General features: G+C 73.3%; 8 protein-coding genes. 3 read left to right on the forward strand and 5 right to left on the reverse strand.

Annotated features, from left to right (window positions below; all coding sequences use genetic code 11):
* Nucleotides 1–9: 9 nt before the first annotated feature.
* Entirely contained in the window at nt 10–2,352 is a 2,343-nt protein-coding gene (locus ABZ810_RS21425; protein ID WP_358405586.1) for a LuxR C-terminal-related transcriptional regulator, read from the reverse strand.
* Nucleotides 2,353–2,488: 136 nt separating this feature from the next.
* Nucleotides 2,489–3,688 carry a DUF1996 domain-containing protein gene (locus tag ABZ810_RS21430; protein ID WP_358405589.1) on the reverse strand — a complete coding sequence of 400 codons (1,200 nt, stop codon included), beginning with the start codon at nt 3,686–3,688 and terminating at the stop codon, nt 2,489–2,491.
* 406 nt (nt 3,689–4,094) lie between these two features.
* Between ABZ810_RS21430 and ABZ810_RS21435 the strand changes: the two genes are divergently transcribed.
* The 3 genes from ABZ810_RS21435 to ABZ810_RS21445 are packed head-to-tail and all read left to right on the forward strand — an operon-like array spanning nt 4,095 to nt 7,014.
* Nucleotides 4,095–5,618, forward strand: a complete 1,524-nt coding sequence (locus ABZ810_RS21435; protein WP_358405591.1) for a ferric reductase-like transmembrane domain-containing protein — start codon at nt 4,095–4,097, stop codon at nt 5,616–5,618.
* Between the two features lie 29 nt (nt 5,619–5,647).
* Nucleotides 5,648–6,166, forward strand: a complete 519-nt coding sequence (locus ABZ810_RS21440) for an FMN-binding protein (protein ID WP_358405593.1) — start codon at nt 5,648–5,650, stop codon at nt 6,164–6,166.
* 2 nt (nt 6,167–6,168) lie between these two features.
* The gene (locus tag ABZ810_RS21445; RefSeq protein ID WP_358405595.1) at nt 6,169–7,014 is read left to right on the forward strand and encodes an FAD:protein FMN transferase; all 846 of its coding nucleotides are present in this window, start codon (nt 6,169–6,171) and stop codon (nt 7,012–7,014) included.
* A 4-nt stretch (nt 7,015–7,018) separates the two neighbouring features.
* Here the strand turns inward: ABZ810_RS21445 and ABZ810_RS21450 are convergent, their stop codons facing one another.
* From ABZ810_RS21450 to ABZ810_RS21460, 3 genes are all read right to left on the reverse strand, one after another.
* The gene (locus ABZ810_RS21450; protein WP_358405598.1) at nt 7,019–8,431 is read right to left on the reverse strand and encodes a PLP-dependent aminotransferase family protein; all 1,413 of its coding nucleotides are present in this window, start codon (nt 8,429–8,431) and stop codon (nt 7,019–7,021) included.
* Nucleotides 8,432–8,463: 32 nt separating this feature from the next.
* Nucleotides 8,464–9,312 (reverse strand): EamA family transporter, encoded by an 849-nt coding sequence (locus tag ABZ810_RS21455; protein ID WP_358405601.1) that lies wholly within the window; start codon nt 9,310–9,312, stop codon nt 8,464–8,466.
* 113 nt (nt 9,313–9,425) lie between these two features.
* Nucleotides 9,426–10,379 carry a LysR family transcriptional regulator gene (locus tag ABZ810_RS21460; RefSeq protein WP_358405603.1) on the reverse strand — a complete coding sequence of 318 codons (954 nt, stop codon included), beginning with the start codon at nt 10,377–10,379 and terminating at the stop codon, nt 9,426–9,428.
* Between the last annotated feature and the right edge of the window lie 57 nt (nt 10,380–10,436).

Genomic DNA, 10,436 nt, shown 5'->3' on the forward strand with positions numbered 1-10,436 from the left:
CGAATACAGCTAGTCGGGGGCGTGGCCGTTGACGTCGTCCAGGCGGGCCCGGTCCGGGATCGACAGCAGCTTGGCGACCTGGACGCGCGAGCTCAGGCCGAGCTTGCTGAGGATGTGCTCGACGTGCGCGTCCACTGTGCGCTTGGAGATGACCAGCCGGACGGCGATCTCGCGGTTGGAGAGGCCCTCGGCGACCAGCTGCGCGACCTCGCGCTCGCGGCGGGTGAGCGGGTCCGCGCCGGCGTCGCCGCGGCGCGGGCGCGGCGTGCCGGGCAGCTCGTCGGCGGCGCTGATCGCGGCCTCGACGATCTGCTCGAGCGGGGCGTGCGCGCCGCGGGCGCGGAGCTGCTCGTACCGGGTGTCGCCGAGCGCCCCGCGGGTGGCCTCCTCCGCCGCGCGGTGCAGCTCCTCCATCTGGGCGGTGCCGCTGAACCTGCTGCCCGCCAGCTCCCACAACGGGTCGATGGCGCCGAGCAGCCAGGCCGCGCGGGTGTACTTGCCCTGCTCGGCGGCGAGGAAGAGGAACGTCTCCAGGCAGTAGGCGGTGCCGATGTTGTCACCGAGGGCGGACTTGCAGCGGAGCGCCGCGCTCGCCGCGCCGTCGCTGGCCGCCAGGTCGCCCTTGCGGTAGTGGGCGACGCTGCTCACGTACAGGAGGTAGCCCCGGATCCAGCACTCGGTGCTGTCGTCGGAGAACCGCCGCAGCCCGCGCTCGCAGTAGTCGATGGCGAGATCGGCCTCGCCCTGGAGGTGGTAGAGGTGGCCGTCCTGGCAGTCGAGCTTGGCGAGGGCGAGCTGGTCGTCGACCGCTTCGAGGTGCTCCCGCGCCTTGAGGCTGACCTCGGCGGCCTCCGCGAACCGGCCGGTGAACGTGAGCACGAGGTGCTCGTAGACCAGCGCCCGTCCGGAGATCTTGGTCTCGTCCAGCGCCTCCGCCATCGGCACGGCCTCGGCGACGTCGCCCGCCGCGGACCCCGGGTCACTCTGGAACGTCGCGAGGTAGGCCCGCACGGTCAGCATCCCGGCACGTTCCGGGCACGCCCCCGGGAACCGCTCCAGGACCTTGGTCAGCCAGTAACGCCCCTCGGTCAGCAGGCCGGAGATCTGCCAGTAACCCCACAACGACGTGGCCAGCTCCGCCGCCTCGCGGTCGGAGTCGCCGAGACCGCACGCGTACTCCAGGGCCGCCCGCAGGTCGTCGTGCTGGCTCGCGAGCCCGAGGTACAGGTCCAGCTGGCCGTCCTCGGCGAAGTGCCGGTCGAAGTGACGGACCAGGCCGAGGAACCTGGCCACGTGGCTCCGGCGCAGATCCTCCCGTCCGCCGAGCCCGTCGAGCCGCTCCGCGCCGTATTCGCGGATGGTGTCGAGCATCCGGTAACGGCCGCTCTCCTCGTCGCGCAGCACCAGCGACTTGTCGACCAGCCCGATGAGCGTCTCCAGGATGTCATCCTGCGGCAGGTCGCCGCCCGAGCAGACCTCCTCGACCGCGGGCACGTCGAACATCCCGGCGAAGACCGACAGCCGCGCCCACAGAAGCCGTTCCTGGGGGGTGCAGAGGTCGTGGCTCCAGTCGATCGCCATCCGCAACGTCTGGTGGCGCGGCTGGGCGGCGCGCCGGGTGCCGGTGAGCCGGAAACGATCCTCCAGCAGCTTGGTCAGCTGTTCGAGCGGGACGGCCCGCAACCGTACGGTGGCCAGCTCGATCGCGAGCGGTATGCCGTCGAGCCGGCGGCACAACGTGGTCACCAGGTCCCGGTTGGCGTCGGTGATCTCGAAGCCCGCCACCACCGCCCCGGCACGCTGCGCGAACAGCTCCAGGGCGTCGCCGCTGCCGGCCTGCCCACCGTCGGCGGACACCGGAAGCGGCGCGATCGGCCGGAAGTGCTCGCCGGGCACGTCCAGCGGCTGCCGGCTCGTCGCCAGCACTGTCACGTTGGGCGCCTCCCTGAGCACCAGGTCCGTCAACATCGCGCAGGCGTCCAGAAGGTGCTCGCAGGTGTCCAGGATGAGCAGCAGCCCGGTGCGCTTCTGCAGGTAGTCGAGCAGGACGTCGAGCGTGGCGGTGGCGGCCTGGTCCGGCAGGCCGAGCGCGGCGGCCACGGTGGACGGCAGCAGGTCGGGGTCCCGCAGCCCGGAGAGCTCGACGAGGCAGACGCCCTCTCCGTACCGCCGGGCGGACCTCGCGGCCACCCGCAGCGCCAGGCGCGTCTTGCCCACCCCGCCGGGGCCGACGATGCTCACCAGGCGAGCCCGCTCCAGCAGCTCGCCCACCTCGGCGAGCTCGCGCGTCCTGCCCACGAAGCCGGTGACCTCGGTGGGAAGGGCACCGCAGCGCCGGTGGAAAGTGTCCATGATCGAAGGCCCTCCCCCTAGCTGTGGTTCTCATCGTACGCACTTGATCACAAGCTGTAGGGCGAACGTCGGACCCGGTATGGGGTCCGTGCGCGGCCCGGCCGATCGGCGGGCCGCGCACGGGACGGGAGTGGCCTCAGCAACGCCTGCCGCGGTTGATGCAGGAGACCGCGCGGTTCATGAGGCGGTTCGACATGACGTTGACGAAGTCACCGTGGTCGGTGACCGGGTTGTGCAGCTGCTCGGGGAAGCTGTCGAGGGCGAAGACGCGGCCCCGGGCGAGCTGCCGGCGGTCGAGGCTGATGTTGTAGGTGATCCGCATCTGCAGTTGCGGGACCGCGCGCGTCCCGGGCGGGCAGGTGCCGCGCCGGTCCGGGAACACGATGTGCGTGCGGTGGTTGGCGCTGTCGGTGTTCTGGCCGTCCCAGCAGCTGGGGAACTCCAGGATGCGGGCGACCTGGCTGCGCCGGGGGCAGAGCGGGTACTTGTCGGTCAGCCGCCGGTTCTCGAACCCGGTGCAGGTCCACGACGAACGCGCGTTGGCCGGGCCGTTGGTGGCCGCCTTGGCGTCGCCGGTGATGACGCGGATGAAGCGCGGCATCGCGGTCACCCTGCTGCGGGGGTTGCCCCGGAACCTGAGCGTGACCGTCGCGGGGCGCTGCACGCGTCCGACGTTGCCGTCCGCGGCGCTCTGGTCGTTCTGCGGCGGGTCGTTGGGGTTGCGCAGCCGCACCACCGGCCAGAAGTACGGCGACCTGTCGCCGTTGGTGCACGTGGTGCCGCCCGCCGCCAGGCTCTCGTCGGTGGAGTTGCCGTCGGTGGTGACGTTGCCGACGTAGTCGTGCAGGTGGTGCGCGCCGTTGGCGACGCCCGGCGCCACGATGAAGTTGTCGGAGTTGAAGTGCCCTCTCTCGTTGCGGCCGCAGCGCGAGGTGAACGTGCCGCGCGATCCGCGCCAGCCGGTCCGGGGCTGCCGGACGTTGGGGCGCACCCGCCGGATGTCGACGAAGTCGGAGGCCACCGGCCGCTGCTGCGCCTGTTCGCCGCCGCCGTTCTGACCCTGGCCGGGCGCGCCGGTCTGGCCGGGCGTCGGCGAGGCCGAGGCCGAGGCGCTCGGGCTCGCACCGCCCTGCGTGGCGCTCGGGCTCGGGGACGCCGGCGTGGCGCTCGGGCTGGACGAGGGCGTGGACGAGGCGGTCGGGCTCGGGGACTTGGACCAGCCCGGTCTGGGACTGGCCTCCGCCGTCGCCGGGCCGAAGGTCGCCAGGACCAGGCCGCCCCCGGCGAGCAGGGTGATGGTGCGCGAAACGGAACGCGGTCGCCGTGCATGACGCATGCGGCGCTCCCTCCTTTTAAGGGTGTGAGGAAGTGCACCCGGCTCCATAGGACTGGTACGCACCGCCGGTCACTCTGGTTCAAAGAGATTTCACGGGCTTCGCGGCGGCCCTGGCTTAGAGGCCGCTCAGCCGTGGGTCAAGCGAGGCTTAAGGCGCGGTGGTCAGCGGCCCTGACCGGTCTAATCTCAGCCGCGGCGCCGCTCGACCGCGGCGTCGCACCAACGTCGAACGAACGGCCCGCGCGGTCCCCGCGTCACCCGGCTTCCTACCGCGCGGGCCGATCGTTCCGGCGGCCCGATCCGGAAGGGGTGAACCGAACGCTCGGGGTCTCCCGTATGACTTGCCGAACGCCGGCTACGACCGAGCCGGAGACCGCGCAGACCCCGACACCTCGCGGAGGATCGTGTGCAAGCAGGGAGTGCGATCCCCAGCAACGAGACGTACGCCGGCGACTGGGATCAGCGCCGGACGGCCGTCCACGACACCTCGAAACTTCCGTGGCCGCCCCCGCCCGAGGGGACGGCCGGCGGCGACGCCGCCGCGGACCCGTACGTCCGGCAGGCGGCGTACGCGGACCCGCAGGCGGAGCAGCGCTTCAGGCCGCCGGCGGCGCGGACCGCCGGCAACCGGCTGCTGGTGATCCTGCTGTTCTGGGCACTGCTGGCGACCAGCGTCGCGTTGTGGATGTTCGGCACGCCGCCGAGCACGCTCAGCGGCACGCCCGCGCAGGTGACGGCCGGCGGGCGCGTCACCGGGCTGATCGGCGGGTTCCTGCTCCTCACGCAGGTCCTGATGATGAGCAGGGTCGCCTGGCTGGAGAACTGGATCGGCGGCCGCGACCTCATGCGGTGGCACCGGCAGGTGGGCGTCTACCTGCTGCTGTCGGTGCTGGCGCACGCCGCCTACATCACCGTCGGCTACGCGATGAGCGCCGACGTCACGGTCGTCGACCAGACGGTCACGCTGTTCACCACGGTCGACGGGATGGTCGGCGCCTACGTCGCCACCGGGATCATGGTGGCCGTCAGCATGCTGGCGATCCGGGCCGTTCGCCGCCGCATGCCGTACGAGCTGTGGCACTGGCTGCACCTGACCACGTACGCCATCCTGATCCTGGGGTACGGCCACCAGTTCGCCAACGGCACCGAGCTCGCCAACGGCGGGTTCGCGCACTGGTACTGGATCAGCCTGTACGCGCTGGTGATCGCGTGCCTCGTCTGGGGCCGCGTGATCGAGCCGCTGTGGCTCAACCTGCGGCACCGGTTCGAGGTCATCGACGTCGTGCCCGAGTCGGCGACGATGTTCTCGGTCTACATCGGCGGGCGCCGCCTGGACCGGTTGGACGCGCGCGCCGGGCAGTACTTCCGCTGGCGGTTCTTCGCGAGCGGCGCCTGGTGGCAGTCCCACCCGTTCTCGCTCTCGGCCGCCCCCAACGACCAGTGGCTCCGGCTGACCGTCAACGCGGTCGGGGACCACACGACGCGGATGCGCGAGCTGCGCCCGAGCACCCGGGTGTGGGCGATCGGGCCGTCCGGCACGTTCACCGCGGACCACCGCACCCGGCAGCGCGCGCTGCTGATCGCCGGCGGCAGCGGCATCGCCCCGATCCGGGCGCTGCTGGAGGAGCTGCCCGGCGGCAGCATCGTCATCTACCGGGCCACCGACGCCGGCGACATCGTCTTCCAGGACGAGCTGCGCAGCCTGGCGCAGCGGTGCGGGCACGACCTGCGCTACGTGCTGGGCTCCCGCCACGACGCGGGGCCGCTCGACCTCTTCACCCCGCAGGGGCTGCGGGAGCAGGTCCCCGACGTCCGCCACCGGGACGTGTACGTGTGCGGCCCGCCCGGGATGGTCGAGACCGCGGTCGCGGTCCTGCGCCGTCTCCGGGTGCGCCGCCGGCAGATCCACCTTGACCCGTTCGAGTTCTGACCCGTTCGAGTTCTGAAACGAGGGACGTGATGCGCCGAACCACCGCGGCCGTCGTCGGCACGCTGGGCGGAGCCGCGCTGCTCCTCGCCGCCAAGTACGGAGCGGACGCCAACGCCGACAAGGCGAGCCAGGCCGCCGGCCAGACCGGGGAGCTCGCTCCCGCCGCGGAGGGCGGCGAGGTCTCGCCGTCCGCTCCGGCGAACCCGCCGGCGACCCGCGCCCCGGCGGCCAGCCCGTCCCGGAGCGCCCCGGCCAGGGCGGCGAACGGGCTGAAGAACGGCCTGTTCCGGGGCGACGCCGTACGCAACCAGTACGGCCCCATCCAGGTCACCATCCGCGTCGCCAACGGGCGCGTGACCGCCCTGGCCGCCACCCACGCCACGAGCCCGGCCATGACGGTGCAGGTCAACAAGCGCGCCATCCCGCTGCTGCGGCAGGCCGCCCTGACCAGCCAGAGCGCCCAGGTCGACACCGTCTCCGGCGCCACGTTCACCAGCGGATCGTTCAACCAGTCGCTCCAGTCGGCGCTGGCCGCGGCCAAGGCCTGATGATGCGGCATGTCGAGGAGGTCATGGGCACGGCCGTCGTCATCGACGTCGCCGACCCTCTCCCGCACCACGAGCTCGCCGCGCTGATCGACGGCACCTGCGCGTGGCTGCACGAGGTGGACGCGCGGTTCAGCACGTACAAGGACGACAGCGAGGTCAACCGGCTCGACCGCGGCGAGCTGACCGCCGACCGGTGCTCACCTGACCTGCGCACCGTGCTGGACGCCTGCGCGGCCCTGCGCCGGGAGACGGACGGCTATTTCGACGACCGGGCCGCCGGGCGGTTCGACCCGTCCGGCTACGTCAAGGGCTGGTCGGTCGAGGTCGCCTCGGCGCGCCTCGCCGAGGCGGGCTCGCGCAACCACTGCGTCAACGCCGGCGGCGACATCCGCAGCCGGGGGTGCCCCGAGCCCGGCCGGCCGTGGCGGTACGGGATCCGGCACCCCTGGGAGCCCGACCGGCTCGCCTGGGTCCTGACCGGCACCGATCTGGCCGTCGCCACCTCCGGCACCTACGAACGCGGCCTGCACGTGTTCGACCCGCACTCGGGCGAGCCGGTGCGGGCCCTGCGTTCGGTCACGGTCACCGGGCCCGACCTGGCGCTGGCCGACGCCTACGCCACCGCCGCCATGGCGATGGGCACGGGCGGGCTGCTCTGGCTGGCGCACCTGGCCGAACGTTCCCGCTACCAGTCCGCCGTGATCACCCGCGACCGTTACACCTACCTCTCCGACGACCTTCCCCTGTCCGAGGCCGTGCCCGAGCGCCCGCCCGCCCGCGCCTCGGGCTCGACCCGGTGGGCCGGCCGCCCGCCGTGGGCCGCCGGGAGCGCGACCGGCGTTCGCTGACGCCTCAGCCGGCGAGGGCCTTGGCCAGCGCCCGGACGCCCTCGGCGATCCTGGGCTCGGGGAGGTCGCTGTAACCGAGGATGAGGCCCTGCCGGGAGTGCTCCTTCGACCGGCGCTCGTTCAGGCGGTACGGGGCCAGGCCCGCGACGCGGATGCCGTGGCGGGCGGCGGCGGCCACCACCTCGGCCTCGTCCAGCCCGTCCGGGAGCCACACCACCAGGTGGAGGCCCGCGGCGATGCCGGCGGGCTCCCAGCCGGGCAGGTGCTCGGCGAGCTGGGCGAGCAGGGTGTCGCGGCGGCGCCGGTAGATGGGCCGCATCCGGCGCAGGTGCCGGTCGAACTCGCCGTGCACGAGGAAGTCGGCGAACGCGAGCTGCTCGATGGCCGGTGAGCCGCGGTCGGCCAGGAGCTTGGCCTCGGCGACGGGCTCGGCCAGATGCGGGGGGAGCACCAGCCACCCCAGGCGCAGGCCCGCCGCGAGCGTCTTGCTGACCGAGCCGGCGTGCACGACGACGTCGGGGGCGAGGCCCTGCATGGCGCCGATGGGGGCGCGGTCGTAGCGGTACTCGGCGTCGTAGTCGTCCTCCAGGACGATGGCGCCGCGTGCGCGGGCCCACCGGACCACCGCGTTGCGGGACTCGGCGGGCAGGACGCCGCCGAGCGGCCACTGGTGCGACGGGGTCAGGACGACGAGGTCGGCGTCGCTGCGTTCGAGGGCGGCCACGTCGACGCCGTCGGCGTCGACCGGCAGGCCGACGACCTCCAGCCCGTGCAGCCGTGCCAGCGGGCGGATGTCGTCGTCCGCCGACGGGTCCTCGGTCGCGACGCGGCGCGCGCCGCGCCGGGCGGCGACGCCGGCGAGCAGGGCGACGGCCTGGGCGAAGCCGCAGGTGATCAGCACGTCGCCGGCGGTCGCCGACGTGCCGCGGGCCCGGTTGAGGTAGTCGGCCAGCGCGGTGCGCAGCTCGGGCACCCCGTACCCGTCGGAGTAGTTGAGCCGGTCGTGCGGCGCCTCGGTGAGCACCCGGCGCAGGGACCGCAGCCAGGCCGCGCGCGGGAAGCTCGCCGCGTCCGTGCGGCCGTACCCGAAGTCGACGCGGGCTCCGGGGGCGGGCGCGGTGGCGGGGGCGGGCGCGGCCTGCTCGGCCACGGCGGCGACCCGCGTGTAGGAGCCCGGGGTGCTGTGCAGGTATCCCTCGGCGACGAGCTGGTTGTACGCCTCCACCACGACGCCCCGGGACACGCCGAGTTCGGTGGCGAGCCGCCGGGACGCGGGGAGCGAGGAGCCGTGGCGCAGGCGCCCGGTGTGGATGGCGTCGCGCAGGGCCGTCTCGATCTGGCGGTGCAACGGGGTGGAGCTCGACGCGTCGAGCTCCACCAGGACGTCCTGGACGAGTTGAGAGTTCACCTTGCTCACCGTGGCAGCGTACGGCCGGGGCCGGACCGCGGTCAGGCGACGACGAAGGCTCCGACGGAGGCGGCGCAGAGGGCCAGGCCGGCGCCGTGCGTCAGGTTGGTCCGCTCCCGCAGCACCAGGGCGGCCAGGGCGATGGTGAACGCGGGGTAGAGGGAGGTGATGACGGCGGAGACGGCCAGCGTGCCCTCCTGGGTGGACAGGAAGTAGAGCAGCGTCGCGCAGACGCCCAGGGCGCCCGGCCAGATCGCCTTCCAGGGGACGCGGCGGGCCCCGCCGGCGGTGCCGGCGCCGCCCGTCCGGGGGAGGGTCAGGGCCGCGAACACCGCGAGCACGATGGCGCCGGTGACCTGGCTCGACGCGACCGGCCACAGACCGGCGCCGTCGCCCGCCTGGCCGAGGCAGACGAAGAGCCCCGCGAAGCCCAGCCCGGCGAGCAGCCCCTCGCCCACGCCCCCGCTGTCGCCGCCCGATCCCGACTGCCGGGAGACCAGCCAGATGCCGGGGATGGCGAGCAGGACGCCGAGGACCGCGAGGGTCGTGAAGCGCTGGCCCGCCAGGAGGTCGACCGGGATCGGCAGGCCCGCGGCGCCGACGGCCGACAGCGGCCCCGCGACGTTCATCCGCCCGCGCGAGAGCCCGCGGTAGAGGGCCAGCGTGCCGACCGCCCCGCCCAGCCCGGCGCCCATGCCCCACAGGAGCGCGGACCCGCCGGGCGCGGTGCCGAACGAGAGGGCCGCGACGAGGCCGCCGAACGCGGCGGTCGACTGCCCGACGAGCCCGATGAGCCCGTAGTGCACGCGGCGGGACAGCAGCCCGCCGAGGAAGTCCGAGCCTCCGTACAGTGCGGCGGCGGCCAGCGCCAAGACGATCGCCGTTTCCATCGTGGTCACCTCTCGATCCCGTTGTGCTTACGGGTTCATCCTGGTGTGGAATTGGACGCCGACCCAGTGCCGATTTCTAGACCGAAGACCGGTCCGATTTGCGGAAGCCGAGGTCAGGTGGACGTCCGGCGGGGGCCGGTGAAGAAGGGCACGTCGTAGGGCGGGAGCCACTGGCGGGTGGCGTCGAACGGGCGGAAGCCCTCGGCGACGTGCTCGATCAGGGCGGGGAGCGCGGGGTGGCGGTTCTGGCGGTGCCATATCAGCGACCACGGGAAGACGGGGGTCGGGTCGACCAGGGGGATGCGCGCGGTGCCCGGGTGCCAGGGCACGCGGGTCTTCTCGCCGATGAAGCTGTAGACGTCCGGTGAGGACGCGATGCGCTCGACGAAGTGCTCCAGGCCGAAGTTGGGCCCGGTGGGGTCGGTGGCGACGGAGAAGTCGGCGCTGAGGTAGCGGTAGAAGTCCACCCACTCGCTCTCGTGCGCGTTGCCGGGCATCCAGGCGGTCGTGCCCGCCAGTTCGGCCATCGTGAGCCGGGCGCGGCCGGCCAGCGGATGGTCACGGCCGACCAGGATCTGCAGCGGTTCGAGGTAGGCGGGCGCGCGGTCGAGGGACTCGTCGACGCCGGCGGTGGCGCGGCCGAAGAACACGTCGATCGTCCCCGCGAGGAGGGCGGGCTCGGCGTTGGCCAGGCCCTTGGACGTGACGATGTCGATCTCCACGTCCGGGGCCGTCTCGTGGAAGACCTGGATCATCTCGATGGAGGCGAGCCGGGTGCCCAGGACGTCCACCCGGAACGTGCGCAGCCGGCTGCGCACCAGCTCGACCGCCTGGTCCGCCAGGCCCAGCAGGGCGCGGGCGGAGGTGAGGAAGGACCGGCCGTCGGCGGTCGGCTCGGCGCCCCCGTGGGTCCGGAGCAGCAACGTCGTGCCGAGGTCGTCCTCCAGCCTCGCGACCCTCTTGGACACGGCCTGCTGGCTGATGCCGAGGCGGTCGGCGGCATGGCTGAACGAACGTTCGTCGGCCACGGCGACGAAGGCGCGGACCGCGCCCAGATCCAGGTCCATCCCAGCTCCTCTTACAACCGGTGGTTGTCACCTCGCGGGTGTCGATTGTTGGACGTA

Source organism: Spirillospora sp. NPDC047279 (genome assembly GCF_040643285.1).
Classification (GTDB): domain Bacteria; phylum Actinomycetota; class Actinomycetes; order Streptosporangiales; family Streptosporangiaceae; genus Spirillospora.